General features: G+C 57.6%; 14 protein-coding genes. 12 read left to right on the plus strand and 2 right to left on the minus strand.

Annotated features, from left to right (window positions below):
• The first annotated feature begins 7 nt into the window (after nt 1-7).
• The 12 genes from DKK67_RS08705 to DKK67_RS21575 all read left to right on the plus strand — a co-directional run bounded on the left by DKK67_RS08705 (nt 8) and on the right by DKK67_RS21575 (nt 13079).
• The gene (locus DKK67_RS08705; RefSeq protein ID WP_111495974.1) at nt 8-1534 is read left to right on the plus strand and encodes an XrtA system polysaccharide chain length determinant; all 1527 of its coding nucleotides are present in this window, start codon (nt 8-10) and stop codon (nt 1532-1534) included.
• Nucleotides 1534-2436 carry a P-loop NTPase family protein gene (locus DKK67_RS08710; RefSeq protein ID WP_228160551.1) on the plus strand — a complete coding sequence of 301 codons (903 nt, stop codon included), beginning with the start codon at nt 1534-1536 and terminating at the stop codon, nt 2434-2436. The genes DKK67_RS08705 and DKK67_RS08710 overlap by 1 nt, the downstream gene beginning before the upstream one ends.
• Nucleotides 2429-3715, plus strand: a complete 1287-nt coding sequence (locus DKK67_RS08715; RefSeq protein ID WP_162628787.1) for a porin family protein — start codon at nt 2429-2431, stop codon at nt 3713-3715. The genes DKK67_RS08710 and DKK67_RS08715 overlap by 8 nt, the downstream gene beginning before the upstream one ends.
• A complete protein-coding gene (locus DKK67_RS08720) occupies nt 3712-4674 on the plus strand; it encodes an XrtA system polysaccharide deacetylase (protein ID WP_111495976.1) in 963 nt (320 codons plus the stop codon). Before DKK67_RS08715 ends, DKK67_RS08720 begins: the two co-directional genes overlap by 4 nt.
• Nucleotides 4675-4697: 23 nt before the next feature.
• The gene (locus DKK67_RS08725) at nt 4698-5852 is read left to right on the plus strand and encodes a glycosyltransferase family 2 protein (RefSeq protein WP_111495977.1); all 1155 of its coding nucleotides are present in this window, start codon (nt 4698-4700) and stop codon (nt 5850-5852) included.
• Nucleotides 5853-5912: 60 nt separating this feature from the next.
• Nucleotides 5913-6986, plus strand: a complete 1074-nt coding sequence (locus tag DKK67_RS08730; protein ID WP_162628788.1) for a glycosyltransferase — start codon at nt 5913-5915, stop codon at nt 6984-6986.
• Nucleotides 6983-8077, plus strand: coding sequence for a glycosyltransferase family 4 protein (locus DKK67_RS08735; protein WP_111495979.1), 1095 nt, complete (start codon nt 6983-6985; stop codon nt 8075-8077). The genes DKK67_RS08730 and DKK67_RS08735 overlap by 4 nt, the downstream gene beginning before the upstream one ends.
• A complete protein-coding gene (locus tag DKK67_RS08740) occupies nt 8074-9414 on the plus strand; it encodes a phenylacetate--CoA ligase family protein (protein ID WP_111495980.1) in 1341 nt (446 codons plus the stop codon). The genes DKK67_RS08735 and DKK67_RS08740 overlap by 4 nt, the downstream gene beginning before the upstream one ends.
• A 19-nt stretch (nt 9415-9433) precedes the next feature.
• On the plus strand, nt 9434-10321 hold the full coding sequence (locus tag DKK67_RS08745) for a glycosyltransferase family 2 protein (RefSeq protein ID WP_162628789.1): 888 nt from the start codon (nt 9434-9436) through the stop codon (nt 10319-10321).
• A gap of 26 nt (nt 10322-10347) precedes the next feature.
• The gene (locus tag DKK67_RS08750; RefSeq protein WP_111495982.1) at nt 10348-11331 is read left to right on the plus strand and encodes a polysaccharide deacetylase family protein; all 984 of its coding nucleotides are present in this window, start codon (nt 10348-10350) and stop codon (nt 11329-11331) included.
• Between the two features lie 61 nt (nt 11332-11392).
• Nucleotides 11393-12379 (plus strand): glycosyltransferase family protein, encoded by a 987-nt coding sequence (locus DKK67_RS21570; protein WP_162628790.1) that lies wholly within the window; start codon nt 11393-11395, stop codon nt 12377-12379.
• Nucleotides 12380-12488: 109 nt separating this feature from the next.
• Nucleotides 12489-13079, plus strand: a complete 591-nt coding sequence (locus DKK67_RS21575; protein ID WP_162628791.1) for a hypothetical protein — start codon at nt 12489-12491, stop codon at nt 13077-13079.
• Here DKK67_RS21575 and DKK67_RS21580 read toward each other — a convergent pair.
• Together DKK67_RS21580 and DKK67_RS08755 are read right to left on the minus strand one after the other, a co-directional pair.
• A complete protein-coding gene (locus DKK67_RS21580; protein ID WP_162628792.1) occupies nt 13073-14152 on the minus strand; it encodes a hypothetical protein in 1080 nt (359 codons plus the stop codon). The genes DKK67_RS21575 and DKK67_RS21580 overlap by 7 nt on opposite strands.
• A 162-nt stretch (nt 14153-14314) precedes the next feature.
• Complete coding sequence (locus tag DKK67_RS08755) at nt 14315-14971, minus strand: FkbM family methyltransferase (RefSeq protein WP_162628793.1); 657 nt, start codon at nt 14969-14971, stop codon at nt 14315-14317.
• Nucleotides 14972-15022 lie beyond the last annotated feature (51 nt).

Below are 15022 nucleotides of genomic sequence, written 5' to 3' on the forward strand. Positions count from 1 at the left end.
TAGTGATATGGCACTCCCACTTATCAAGTTACCCAGCGAAGTGCTGCGGGAAGTCCGGGCCCGGAAGTGGCTCGTCCTGCTGGCCTTCGCCATTGTCAGCTTCGGCGTACTGGCGGCCGGCTTCCTGTGGCCCTACCGTTACTCGTCGGAAGTTGTGATCTACGTGGACGACGAGAACATCATCCGGCCGCTCATGGAAGGCAGCGCGGTGACCACCGAAATCAACGAGCGGGCCTCCGCCGCGCAGGAGTTGTTGTGGAGCCGCGGGGTCATGGAGCGGGTGGCCGAGGACGTGGACACTTTCGGCCCCGAAGCCGCCGATCTGGATCCGGAGCAACTGGAATCGCGGGTCAACCGCCTGCGCGGCAACCTGCGCGTGCGGGCTCGCGGGGACAGCTATTTCAGCATTGGTTTCGTGTCGCAATCGCCGATTGAGGCCTATCGCGTGTCCCAGCGCCTGGGCCAGGCCTTTATCGAGGAGTCCGCCAGTCGCAAGCGGGCTGAGAGCCGCAGCGCCTACGAGTTCATCGACAGTCAGGTGAAAAGCTACGAGGGGCAGTTGGCCGGGTCGGAAGCCCGACTCAAGCAATTCCTGTCGGAAAACGTCGACGGCACCGAGGGCGAGGCCAACAACAAGATGGCCAACCTGCGCGGTAACCTGGAGCAGGCCGAACTGCAGAAACAGGAAATGGAAACCCGGGTGGCTTCTCTTGAGCAACAGCTATCGAGCGTCAACGCCACGCTGCGCCAGGAACAGACCCAGGACGAATACCAGCAGCGGATTTCGGCCCTGCAGCGGCAGCTCGATGCCCTGCGCCTGAGATACCACGATTCCTATCCCGATATCGTCATCCTGCAGGAGCAGATTGCCGAGCTCCGGCGCCAGCGCAACCGCGCGATGGCCAACGCCCAGAACGACACCCGCGCACCGCGTTCCGAGCAGACGGTCAACCCGCTTTACAAGGAACTGAGCACGTCGCTGGCCCAGGCGCGCACAGAGATCGAGACGATCAATACCCGCATTCGCTCGCTCAAGGGGCTGATCGACCAGCAGGCGAACCGCATGGAGCGGATCCAGGCCAATAAGGCGGAGTACTCCAAGCTCACCCGGGACATGGACGTCAATCGTCAGATCTACAACGACCTGTTGAAACGGCGCGAGAAGGCGCGGGTGTCGATGCACCTGGATATCGAAGGGCAGGGTCTGAACTACCGCATCAACGAGACCGCCCGTTTCCCGCTTAGACCCGAGGGGCCGCAGTTCGAACAGTTTGCCATGGCCGGTCTGTTCCTGGGGTTGCTGGCACCGCTGGGGGCGATTGCCGGGCTGGTGCAGATCGACCCAAGGGTTCGTGCCAAGTCCCAGCTTGAGGACGACATCAACCTGCCGGTGCTGATCGAGATTCCGAACGTGAGAACACCGTTTGAGATGCGTCGCGACCGGCGCGTCACCGTAACCGTTATTCTTGGCTGCATCCTGATCGTCGCGGCGTACATCGGAATAGCTGTTGCTTCTGTCATGGGAGTATTTTGATGGCTGGAACGCATCAGGACCGCGAATTCGAAGCGTCCTCCGAGAAATCGGGGGAGCGCAAGACGCGGCAGGACCCACAGCAGCCGGGTGCCGATGCTTCCGGCGGCAAGGAAGGCGAGGTCGAGCAGGCCAGCGGCGTACCGTTCAGCGAGTGGGACGATTCCCGTCTGCTGGTTCCCAGCTCCCTGGAACTGGGTGTGGGCGCGGTCGACCGTTACGTCATCAGCCGCCAGATCCGGCGGATGCAGGAGCCGCGCCGGCTCACCAACGACGACCTGGACGAGCGCCGGATCGTCTACCCGGAATCGCCCAACCGGGATCTGGTCAACCGCTTCCGTAACCTGCGGACCAAGCTGCTGGAAGTCTCCGGCGGCAATAACTTTACCCTGGTGGTGTCCGGGGCGACCGAATCCGCCGGCACGTCGTTCATGGCGCTGAACCTGGCCGCGGCGTTTGCCTTCGACCAGGCCAAGACGGCGCTGCTGATCGACTGCAACCTGCGCGACCCGTCGCTGCACACCATGCTGGACATGGTCCCGGAAAGCGGCCTGACCGATTTCCTCGACGAGTCCGACTACGACATCGCCCGCATCATCTACCCGACCGGCATCCCGCGCCTGCGCCTGATACCGGCTGGAAGCCATCGCGAATCGCCGGCGGAATTCTTCACCTCGTTCCGCATGAAGCAGTTCCTGCAGGCGGTACGGCGCCGCTACCCCGACCGTTTCATCATCCTCGATACGGCGCCGGTCAGCGATTCACCGGATGCGCGGATTCTGTCGGAACTCTGTGATTTCTCGCTGCTGGTCGTCCCCCACGGCAAAGTGACGCCGGGGGCCGTCGAACAGGCGGCCGGAGCCTTCAGTCCCCAGAAATTCGCCGGAGCTGTCATCAATGGCTAGATATTCCGAATCAGGGATGATTCGAGGGCTGTTTACCGTAACGACACTGGCCCTTTACGGGGTGTGCACCATGGCCTATGCCGAACCCGCCCGAATCACCGTCGGGGCCGACAGTCGGCTGAGCGACAACGTCGAGCGCTCCGAATCCAACGAGCAGACGGATCTGGAGAACCGGGTCACCCTGGGCATTCGCCACCGGTCCGATCCCGGCCGCTGCAATTCCGACTTGGCGGCTGATCTGGCCTACGGCGTCTACCTGGACGACACCTATGACCCGGAAACCTACGCCAACATCGACTGGCTGGGCAGTTGCCAATTGATGGAGCGCCTGTTCTGGGACGCCTCCAACGAAACCCGGGACGTCATCCAGGACGACCAGGCCTCCAACACGCCCGACAACCGCACCCGGCGCAACATCTTCCGCACCGGCCCCCGCTACGTCTGGGCGGTGACGACGGTAGACACCCTGAGCTTCTCGGTGGAGTACGAGAACATCGATTACAAGGAGCCCGAGGAGCGGGACAGCGACGGTTACATCACCACCGCTTTCTGGCGCCACCTGTTCTCACAGACATTGGCCGGCGGGCTCAACCTGTCCGCGGATCGCACCGAATACGACAACGGCGAGGACGTGGACCGCTACACCGCCACGCTGTTTTTCTCGAAGGAGTTCGCCGCCACCACGATTTCCGGCTCCTTCGGCGGCACCCGCCTGGAGCGTGAATTCGGCCCCCAGGAAAGCGAATTCGATGGCTGGGTCGGGGATCTGCGGATGGAGCGCCAGATCAACGCGTCCTCGTCGGTCTACATTGCCGCGAGCCGCGAGATTACCGATGAGGCCTCCGAGTTTGATTTCGAGTTCAATGACGTGACCTACACCATCGAGGACACCAACGCCCTGGAAGTGACCGACGTGCGCGCCGGCTACAACCGGGAGAACAGCGATGGGTCCAGCTTCGAGCTGACCGGTGTCGCCAACCGATCAGACAACCTGGATACCGACTCCCGCGAAGGGCGCGTGGCGCTGGTGGTTGACTACCGCCGGCCCGTGACCGGCCAGATCGACTTCACCGCGGGCGCTGACGCGGCGCTGCTGAGCTACAAGGACGATGACACCGAAGACCATATTTTCGGCATCGACCTGGGACTGTCGACGCGCCTGCTGTCGGACCTCGACCTCAGTGGCAAGATTGGCCACAACCGGCGCACCAGCGACGTTTCCTCCCGGGAATACACCGAGAACTGGGTGTCGGTCAGCGTGGAGTATCAGTTCCGATGAATACCACCACAGGGAACAGCCGGGCGCCGTTGAACGCGCTCACCATCGATGTCGAAGATTACTTCCAGGTCGCCGCCCTGGCCGAGGCCGTATCGCGGGACGACTGGGACCGCATGGAGTATCGCGTCGAAGCCAATACCGACCGTTTGCTGGCGCGCTTTGCCGAGCACGGCATCAAGGCCACCTTCTTCACCCTGGGCTGGGTGGCGGAGCGCTCGCCCCAGCTGGTGCGGCGCATCCAGCAGGCGGGGCATGAAGTGGCCAGCCACGGCTACAGCCACCAGCTGATCTACAACCAGACGCCGGAGGTGTTCCGCGAGGAGACGCGTCGTTCCAAGCGCATCCTGGAAGACATTACCGGGGAAGCCGTCACCGGCTATCGGGCGGCCAGCTATTCGATCACCGCGCAGTCCCGCTGGGCGCTGGATATCCTGTGCGAAGAAGGGTTTACCTGGGATTCCTCGATTTTCCCGGTGCATCATGACCGCTACGGCATGCCGGGTACGCCCCGCTGGCCCCACCGCCTGACCACCGACGACGGCCACACGCTGGCGGAATTTCCCCTGAGCACGCTGCAATTTCCCGGCTACACGCTGCCCATCGCCGGCGGTGGTTACTTCCGGCTGTTCCCGTACTGGTTCAGCCAGTGGGGGTTGGGGCAGATCAACCGCCAGGGCAAGCCGTTCGTGTTCTATCTGCATCCGTGGGAAGTGGACCCCGGGCAGCCGCGGCTGGACGTCAAATGGTTCTCCCGCTTCCGGCACTACAACAACCTGGACGTTTGCGAGGCGCGGCTGGAGAAACTCCTGCGCCGCTTCCGTTTCGGGCCGATGAGTGACGTGCTGCGGGAGCAGGGCGTGCTGGAGCCCGCAGCCGCGGCGGACCCGGTTACCGGGGAAAGCCACTCAACGCCTGACGCAACGGCTTCCGCATCGCGCCTCACCGGCGCGCCCCACTAGCCGCAGGAGCCCGGAACGCCGCCATGCTCACCCTGATTTTCTGGATCTCGCTGCTGCTCCTGCTCTACATCTACCTGGGCTACCCGCTGGTGGCCTACGTGCTGGGGCGGGCGGAGCGTCGCGTGCACCGTGACGACGATTACCAGCCCAGCGTCACCATCCTGATCGCGGCCTATAACGAGGCCGGGGACATCGAGGCGACGCTGCGCAACAAGCAGGCACTGGTGTACCCCGCCGACAAACTGGAAATCCTGGTGATTTCCGACGAGTCCGACGACGGAACCGACGCCATTGTCGGCGCCCTGGCGCAGGACAGCCCGTTCAACATCCGCCTGTTCCGGCAGAGTCCCCGCCAGGGCAAGACCGCCGGGCTCAACCGTCTGGTACCGGAAGCCCGGGGCGACATCATCGCCTTCTCCGATGCCAACTCCCAGTGGGATGCCATGGCGGTGGCGCGGCTGGTTCGCAATTTCGCCGATGAGCAGGTGGGCTACGTCACCGGCAAGATGGTCTACGTCAACGAAGCCGGGCACCTGGTGGGAGACGGTTGCAGCGCCTACATGAAGTACGAGAACGCGTTGCGCGTCCAGGAGACCCGCATCGGCTCCATCGTTGGCGTGGACGGTGGCATCGACGCCATGCGCAAGTCGCTGTATCAGCCGTTACGGGCGGATCAGTTACCGGATTTCGTCCAGCCGCTCAAAGTGGTCGAGCAGGGCTACCGCGTGGTGTACGAGCCCGAAGCACTGCTCAAGGAAGAAGCCCTGGAAGACAGTGCCAGCGAGTTCAGCATGCGCGTCCGCGTGACCCTTCGCGCACTGTGGGCGCTCAAGGACATGTCGCAGCTCCTGAACCCGCTGCGCTTCGGCGTGTTTGCCTGGCAGTTGCTGTCCCACAAGTTGCTGCGCTACCTGGCTTTCGTGCCGCAGATCCTGTTGACGATCACCGCGCTGCTGCTGGCGGATCGGGGCGGTATCTATGGCCTGTGCCTGCTGGGGCTGGTGGCCGTCTACCTGTGCGCCTGGCTGGGCCGCAAGCGCGAGCGGGATGGGCGGCATCTGCCGTTTTACCTGGCCGCACCTTATTACCTGATGTTGCTCAATCTGGCGTGTTACCGGGCCACGCGATCGTTTGTCCGGGGCGAAAAGAAAGTGATCTGGAACCCAAGGAAGGGATGATTGGTGGTCACCAGGGTGTTGCATCTGATCGACAGTGGCGGTCTCTACGGAGCCGAAAAAATGCTGCTGACACTGGTACGGGAACAAATCGCCGTCGGCCTGTCGCCGCTCATACTGAGCGCTGGCGAACCGGGAATGGCGGAAAAGCCGCTGGAAACGGAAGCGCGGCGGCTGGGTTTGCCGGTCGAGAGCTGGCGCATGAAGCCCGGCTTCAATCCGTCCGAGGCGCTCAGGATCCTGCGCTGGGCGCGGGAACGGGGCTATGAACTGCTGCATTCCCACGGCTACAAGTTCAACGTGCTGATGGGCATGTGGCCGCAGTCGGTCCGGCGCCTGCCGATGGTGGCGACCTTACATGGCTACGTAAAGGCGGCGCGCTTCAGCAAGTCCTGGCTGTACGAGTCGTTGGATCGGGTGATCCTGGGGCGACTGAACCGGGTCATCGTGGTGTCCGACGCCATGATGAAGGATATCCCGGAGGGACTGTCGCGCTCGTCCCGCACATCGGTGATTCCCAACGGCCTGGATATTGACGGCTTGCGCCAGGCGGCCGGGCAGCCGCTGCCGGCCGACTTCGCTGACTTTATCGCCGCCCACTCGCCGGTGCTTCTGGGGGTGGGGCGACTGTCCCGGGAAAAGGGCTTTGAGCGCCTGGTCGCGGCGTTCGCCTCGCTGCGGGCGGACCACCCGGAGGCCGGGCTGCTGATCATCGGCGAAGGCAAGGAACGTGCGGCGCTGGCGCGTCAGGCCCAGCAGGCCGGTGTCGCGGAGGCATTGATGATGCCCGGTTACAGCGATGCCGTGCCGGCGTTGATGCAGGCCGTCGATGCGATCTGTCTGCCGTCCTACACCGAAGGTTTGCCGATCACCCTGCTGGAGGCCATGGCGCTGGACGTGCCCGTGATTGCGTCGGACGTCGGTGAAATGGCCGCGGTTTTGGGAAACGGCGAAGGTGGCTACGTGGTGCGCCTCGACCAGGGCGAGGATCTCCGGGAGGCCATCGATCAGTGCCTGGCGGCGGAGGCGGACCGTCAGGCCCGAGTCGCCTGGGCCCGGGAGCGGGTTTCCAGCGACTATTCCGGGCAGGCCATGGGGCGCCTCTACCTGTCGGCCTACGAGCAGGTGGCGTCATGAAACTCTGCATCGTCATGGATCAGTACAACCACCCGCACGCCGGCACCGAGAGCCAGGTGTTCAAGCTGGTTGAAGGCCTGAGCCGGAAAGGCTGGGAACTTCGCTTTGCGGTTTTTCGAGGCACGGATTACACCCGCAGTGGCGAATTTCCGGTCCCGGTGGAAGAGCTCGGAGTCGGGCGCGTGGCGGACCCCGGGAGCTGGCGGCGGGTGTATCGGTTTGCGCGAACTCTCAAAGCCGAGGGTTTCGGGCTGGTGCATGTGTTTTTCAACGACGCCTCGGTCATCTGTCCGCCGATGATGCGACTGGCCGGTTTGCAAACCATCATTTCGCGCCGGGACATGGGCTTCTGGTATTCGTCACTGTATCTGCGGGCGCTTCGGCTGACAGGGCTCTGGGTGTCGGCGGCCGTGTGCAACAGCGAGGCGGTGGCCACACTGACCCGTGACGCCGAACGCCTGCCGGACAACAAGGTACACGTGATTTACAACGGGTATCCGGTGGACGCGATGGAACCGACGGTCCTGTCTCCACACCGGCCGCCCGTGGTGATCGGTATTGTCGCCAACCTCCGGCCCATCAAGCGAATCGACGACCTGATTCGCTCTGTGGCGGGACTGGTTGCCGAAGGCGGTGACGTTGTCCTGCGGATCGTCGGCGGTGGCGATCCGGCGCCGTATCAGGCTCTGGCCGGGCAGTTGGGGCTGGGGGACCGGGTCCAGTTTGCCGGCAGCCAACCGGATCCCGAACGCTGGATCGAGGCGTTCGACATCGCCGTGCTGTGTTCCGAGTCGGAAGGTTTCTCCAATGCGATCATCGAGTACATGCGTTGCGGCAAGCCCGTGGTGTGCACCCGGACCGGTGGCAACCCTGAAATCGTGTCCGACGGAGAGAACGGCTTCCTGGTCGAGGTGGGGGACGTCGAGGGGATGACGCGCCGGTTGCAGCATCTGATCGAGCGGCCCGAGCTGCGCCAGGCCATGGGCCGGGAAGGGCAGCTGCGGGTTATGAGACGTTATTCCGTGCAAACCATGCTGGATCGTCACGTGGCGCTGTATCGAACATTGATGAAGGAGGAGCGCGCCGCATGATGGAGCAGCTATCGAAGCATGTGTTCTATCCGCTCTGGGACGTGAAGGATCGCAGCCAGCGTCTGGCCGAGTGGAAGGCACTCGAACGGCAACAATGGTGGCCGCGGGAGGATATTGAGACCCTGCAATGGCAGCGGTTGCAGGGCATGATCCGCCACGCCGCACGGAACAGTCCCTTCTACCGGGATCTGTTGGCCGAACACGGCGTTCAGGCAGAGTCCATTGATTCGCCGGCGGAATTCCGTCGCATACCGGTCACGACCAAGCAAAGCATCCGCAACCACCTGGATGCCTTTATCAGTGACGCGTCGTCCAGGGCCTCCCTGGTAACCGCCAAGACCGGCGGATCCACCGGCGTTTCTCTGAATCTGTATTTCGACGAGCCCTGCCAGGAGCGTCGCAACGCCGCCCAGTTGCTTGCGGATCGCTGGGCGGGCTGGGATATGGGCATGAAGCGGGCGTCCGTCTGGGGCAACCCGCCGGTGCCCCAGGGTCTGAAGCAGACCCTGCGTCACCACCTGCTGGACCGCACCATCTACCTGGACACGATGGACCTGAACCCGGAGTCGATGGGCGCCTTTGTCGAGCGTTGGCGACGGGAGATACCCGGCGCGGTGTTCGGCCATGCGCACTCCATCTACATCTTCGCGCAGTATCTGCAGGACAACGGCATCCACGATCTGCGCCCGCACGGCATCGTGGCGACCTCGATGATGCTGTTGGACCACGAGCGGCGGGTGATCGAGTCGGCGTTCGACTGCCGGGTCACCAACCGATACGGCTGCGAGGAAGTCGGGCTGATCGCCTGTGAGTGCGAACAGCACAACGGCATGCACCTGAACCTGCCCCACGTCTACGTCGAATTCCTGGATGCCAACGATGAACCGGTGGCGCCCGGAGAGCCCGGCAAGATCGTCGTGACCGACCTGAACAACTTTGCGATGCCGCTGATTCGTTACCGGGTGGAGGACGTCGGCGTGTACTCCGAACGGCGCTGCGAGTGTGGCCGGGGGCTGCCCATACTCGAACGCCTCGAAGGCCGCGTGGCGGACTTCCTCAAACTGCCGACCGGTGGCCAGGTGTCTGGCATTTCCCTGGTGGAGCGCACGCTGACGAAAGTTCCGGGTATTGAACAGATGCAGCTCGTCCAGGAAACACTCGACAACCTGACGATTAACCGCGTCAAGGGGCCCGAGTTCGACGCCGGCACCGATCCGGCGTTGCTGGCCGCGCTGCGTGAAGTGTTTGACGAACGGGTGCGCTGCACCATTCAGGACGTGGCGGCCATTCCCCAGGAGCCGTCTGGCAAGTACCGGTTTTCCATCTGTCGGGTATGAGTATGTGCAGGGGATGAGTATGAACGAACAACCGCTGGTGTCCGTGGTGATCGCCACCTACAACATGGGGCATTACCTGCCGGAAGCGATCCAGTCCGTACTGGATCAGAGCTGGCAGGCGTTGGAAGTGGTGGTCGTGGACGACGGCTCCACGGACAACACGGCAGAGGCCATGCAGGCATTTGCGACTGATGAGCGGGTCCGCTACATCCCGACCGGGAATCAGGGCCAGCCGCGCGCGAAGAACCGGGGTCTGGAAGAGGCCCGGGGGGATTTCATCGCCTTCTGCGACGCCGACGACCTCTGGTCCCGGCGCAAGCTTGAGCTGCAGATGGCGTATTTCGATGATCCCGCCGTGGGCGTGGTGTACAGCGAGGTGTCCTACATCGATCAGGAGGGCGCGCACATCAACAAGGCGCAGCCCTACGAGCGTCACAGCGGCCGCGTGACCGAGCAGCTCATCATCAAGAACTTCGTACCGTTCGGCACGGCCGTCATCCGTCGGGCCTGTGTCGAGAAAAACGGCCGTTTCGACGAGTCGCTGCCGATGGGCATCGATTGGGATCTCTGGCTGCGTTATTCCGTCGACTGGGACTTCCAGTACGTCAACGACGTGACCTACATCTACCGGATCTGGCCCGGGCAGATGTCGAAAAACTATCGGGGGCGCTATGACAACGCCTTCCTGATCCTCGAGAAGTTTCTCAGCGCAAACCCCAACGTGATTCCGGAGCGTCTGGAATCGAGGGCGTGGGCCGACATGTACATCAGCCGCGGCATGTCCATTGCCGCCGCTGAAAAGTCCTTCCTGGAGCCCTTCCTGGACGTTGGTCGCGGGCTGCTTCGGGATTGTTTCTACTGGCAGGGGTGGCGGTCCCTGGCCAAGTTGATGTTGCGGCGGGTCTGAGAGAAGGGAAGGCGTAAGAGGCAGGTATGACCGTTAACCAACTGATCTATAAGGTGAGCCGACCGATTGGAGGGCTCCGCCTGGCCCGGTTCCTGGCGCGAAAGCATCCACGCATCCTGATGTATCACCGCATCTCGCCCCATGACGAACCGGGCAAGATCCACGTCGACCAGTTCCGGGACCAGATGCGGATGATCAAGCGGGATTTTCATCCCATGAACCTGACCCAACTGATCGAGGCACACCACAGCGGCACGGTGCCGGATCACGCCGTCGTCGTGACCTTCGATGATGGCTACGCGGATTTCGCGGAGTACGCCTTTCCGGTTCTGAAGGAAGAGGGCATACCGGTGACGCTGTTTATCACCACTGGCTTCGTCAACCACGATCTCTGGTTGTGGCCAGATCAAGTGCGCTACGCCATCGATAAAACGGCACGAAAAGGCCCGGTCACCCTTACGGGGATGGACACAAGCCTGGATATCTCAAGCGATCGGAACCAGGCGTGGAATGCCATCGCCGACCACTGCCTGACGATCCCGAACGATCAGAAAGAAACCTTGATCGCGAACCTGTTTGAGCAACTCGACGTCGCCCGCCCCGCCGGACCACCGCCGGAGTACGAGGGGCTGAACTGGCTGCAGGTCAAATCGATGGTGGAAGAGGGGCTGGACATCGGCAGTCATTCCTACAGCCACCCCATACTGACCAAGCTGCGGCAGGATGCCCTGACCACCGAGCTTGAACTGTCGAGACAGCTGATTCGCGAAAAGTTGGGCGTGGATGCCCAGGTCTTCTGTTATCCCAACGGACAGCCCATCGATTTCAATTCAGAGGTGAAGTCAGCGATCCAGGCGGCAGGATACCAGGTGGCGGTGGCGGCCTTTCCCAGCCGGCATCCGTTGGCGGATCCGTGGGCGATCAACCGGTATCCGGCGAATAAGTTGTGGGATTTGTTTGAGAAGAATCTTTATGGGATGACGTATTTGAATAATAGGAATATGGCCTAGACTCAAAAGAACTACATGGAGTCGGCTATTATTAGGGTTATTTAGAAATGGCGGTTAACTAATGACAGCTCATTTAGGGATTTGGCTCTCTTGGGAGCGACATACTCGCAGCCGTTCGTTGTCGGAATGTTTAGATGTTCCTCTTCATGAAATTGTAGTTCATGGAAATAGATTGAAGCGTTACGTTGTATCTCTGATTTGTACAGTTAAAGTTGTAAAGCAATCTTCGACTCCGGTTATTTTCTTCCAAAATCCTTCGCTTGTTCTATCGGTTCTCCTTGTTTTTATGCGTCCAGTTCACAAAAAAATACTAGTAATGGATGCTCATAACGCTGGCATCCTTCCGTTAGAAGGGAGAAGCAGGTTTCTTAATTTTGTAGCGAAATGGGTGGTTGCGAATGTTGATATAACCATAGTCACTAACGGGGATTTGGCCAATAAAGTGCTGGGCATGGGTGGGAACCCTTTCGTACTTACTGATCCAATACCTACATCAATGTTTAAAGGCCAAAGCAATAAAGAAGCATCAAAAGGAAGCAGGCGTGTAATTTTTGTTTGTACATGGGCTTATGATGAGCCTTATTTAGAAGTAATTCGTGCCGCGAAATTTCTAGAGGGTAAAGGTATCTCAGTTCATGCAACAGGAAAGGTTCCTTCTCAAGTTCGTGGCATGGATAAGCCGACTAACTTTATATTAGAAGGTTTTTTGAGCTCCGATGATTATATAGAATTAATGTGTGGTTCTGACTTGGTTTTAGATTTGACAAGTCGTAATAGTTGCTTAGTGTGCGGAGCTTATGAAGCAATAGCATCAGAAACGCCTGGTGTTCTTTCAAATAATTTAGCGTCAAGAACTACTTTCAGTAAGGGGTTCATGTTCACAGAAAATAATGGTGAGCAGATTGCCGAGACGATTCAAGAAGCTCTCTACTGTGCAGATGATCTTCGCTCCGAAATTATTGATTTTAAAGCGAATTATCTCGTTGAAATAAAGAGAAGAGTAGAGAGTTTGAAGCAAGAACTAAAACCATTGATCGATCATTTTTAAATAATGAGAGCCGATAACGAGCTTTATTTTTAGATAAAAATAGTTTTTGACGACAGGTGCATAAGTGTTAGCTTGAACGAATGCTTATGAAACGTCGAAGGGCGATAATATGTTTAAGTGGACTTTGATATTCGTGCTTATGCTGGGATCCGCGTCTGTAAATGCGGCTTTAATAAGCTATGAGATTTCTAATGAGCTTACAGATTTGGATACGGGAGAAGAAAGTACTGCTGCGATGGAAGCTGTTTTTGACGATAGCAAAAATGCATTGATGTTGTTGGATATATCGTTCGGCTCTAAGGTTTGGAGATTTGAATCAGAGATCGGCCAGCACGTGACTTTTTCCACTAATGATCTAGGCGGATTATATGAAATTTTTCTTTTCTTCGATCCCGTTACATTGGTAAACGGTTCGGAAACCGCGTTATTTTCCGTTAGTGAGTGGAAAGTTGCTTCCGGTAATCCCGGTATTGAGGTTCTGCGGAATTTGGGTACTAGTGGCCCAGCTGGACTAGGAATGCTGCAGTTAGGCGGCCACCAGTACGGCGTAACATCGTACTTTGATAATTTAATAATAACTGAGGTCGTTGAACCGACCTCGTTATCGCTAACTCTAGGCGGTCTACTGTGCTGCGTCCTGGTGGCGGTGCCGATGAGACGTAAACGCGTAACAGCCCAGGCATCTGGACAGGTTTACTGAATATCGATTCGCGCAGGAGGGTTTGGGGGAGACGGACAATCATCTGCACATACGCGAACACCATTACTATTTGCGTCGCCATTTCCGTCAACCACATAAACATAGGCGCTAGATAAATCAAAGTCCCCGGGATTTATGTTAACGACGACGTTTGAATCGCTCCAATCTGTTGGGATTTGAATTATTCTGTTTTTGGCGTCAGAAAACGATGATGCATCCGACAAGTAAACACGATGGAAAGAGTCATCTACATAAATGTTGTCATAGTAAATATATAGTGTTTGATTTGCGTTGGTGCCGTTGCTGATTTGATCAAAGTACAGTTGACTGTAGCGATCAGGATAAGAGCTAGTTCTCATTCGGAAATTGCTGTCATGTACTGAGTTTCCATTTCTGATAATGTCGAAACGCCCATTCTGTTCACCGACATCACTAGCCTGGTATACTATTTCTTCCTGTGTCCATTGATCTTCCAACTGCGCCAGATCGGATCCAACCCAAGTGGCACCACCTTCAGCTGTGTATTCCGGATAAATTCGGCCCGAACTGGTTCCTTCTTTACCTTGATATCCAATGTATATATTGTTTCCAGAATCTCCCCATAATCGATTGGTTTTTAAGTTGAACCCGATAGATCCCCACGTTGAAGAATCGTCGATAGAAAAGCTATAGCGACGGTTGAAATAAACATATAACTGATCGGAATCAAATTCTATTCTCGGTATAGCGACTGCGGAGGAACTCTGTCGAATAGTAAATCGCAATACGTTTCCCGAACCAAATGGCGTTGTCTCGCTGACCAGTTCTCCGTCTGTCGACAAGCTTTCAGATGTCATTGAAAAAGAAGAGTTTTGCTCTCGGGAGTTATCTTCAAAGTCAAAATAGTAGAGTGGACGAGGGTGTGGTTTGTTGCCAAAGCCTGAGCCTGAAATGACCAGCTGAGACTCCCCACCGTCAGTCTTCTGAGTGACAGAACTGATTTGAGGCGCAGCAAACCCTTCCGCTACGAGGCAAGGGACTAAAGCTGTGCTGCATGCTATTGTCTTTAATGAGCTTTTCAGAACTGGTTTCATCACGTCCGACCTTTATGAGCCTAATAGACCACATTCAAAGAACCCGTAATGTACAAGTTTAGCGACAATTTTCGAAATGACAATGTGGTCATCTTTTAATAAGAGATTGATTTATCGAAGCAATCTTTTAAAACTGTATGCTTTAAAGGCAAGGGCGGGCACCTACTGTTTATCAAAGCATGGGTGGTTTGTTGGGGCTAGTATATGGTTATGTGAGTTTGGAAAGTCCGTGAATGTATAGTCGTTGGATTTACACCACTCTTCAAGAAACTTAGTATTAAGTTCTATCATCAGTACAGGACGATCCTTTGTTATAATGTCAGATAGAGCATCTACAATTTTTGGTTCATGGCCTTCAGCATCAATTTTTATAAAATCGATAGTGTCGCTGAACTGGAAGGAATTAGGGTGAAGAGTGATAACTTTGTTTTTGCTTGTGTTGCTGAGATGTGCTTGGTAATAGTTGTCGTTAGGAACTGTTATACCGGTTAAGCTAAAGCAATCAGAAATTGCTGCATTCACCAAAGTCACGTTGTTTAGATCTGCAACATTCCCAGCCAGGAAAGAAAACGTAACGGGGTGTGGTTCGAAGGCAAAAACTCGACCATTTTTAGCAATTTCAGAGAACTTTCTAGTGTAGTGTCCTACATTGGCGCCAATGTCGATAACCCAACTATTTTTGGTGATAAAACGTGATAGGCGTGTAAACTCAACTTCTGGTGAAATGAATTTTCCAGCGGCGATCTGCCGCCTGTAGTACATTTGTTTTAGTAAAGGGTAAATGGACTCAGGAAGAAGCTTCGCAGCGCTTCGAATCATCTGCATCTCCGCTTTCATTGCAGGGTGGTGGCGGTCGGATTAGAAATTCTA

Source organism: Marinobacter bohaiensis (assembly GCF_003258515.1).
Classification (GTDB): domain Bacteria; phylum Pseudomonadota; class Gammaproteobacteria; order Pseudomonadales; family Oleiphilaceae; genus Marinobacter_A; species Marinobacter_A bohaiensis.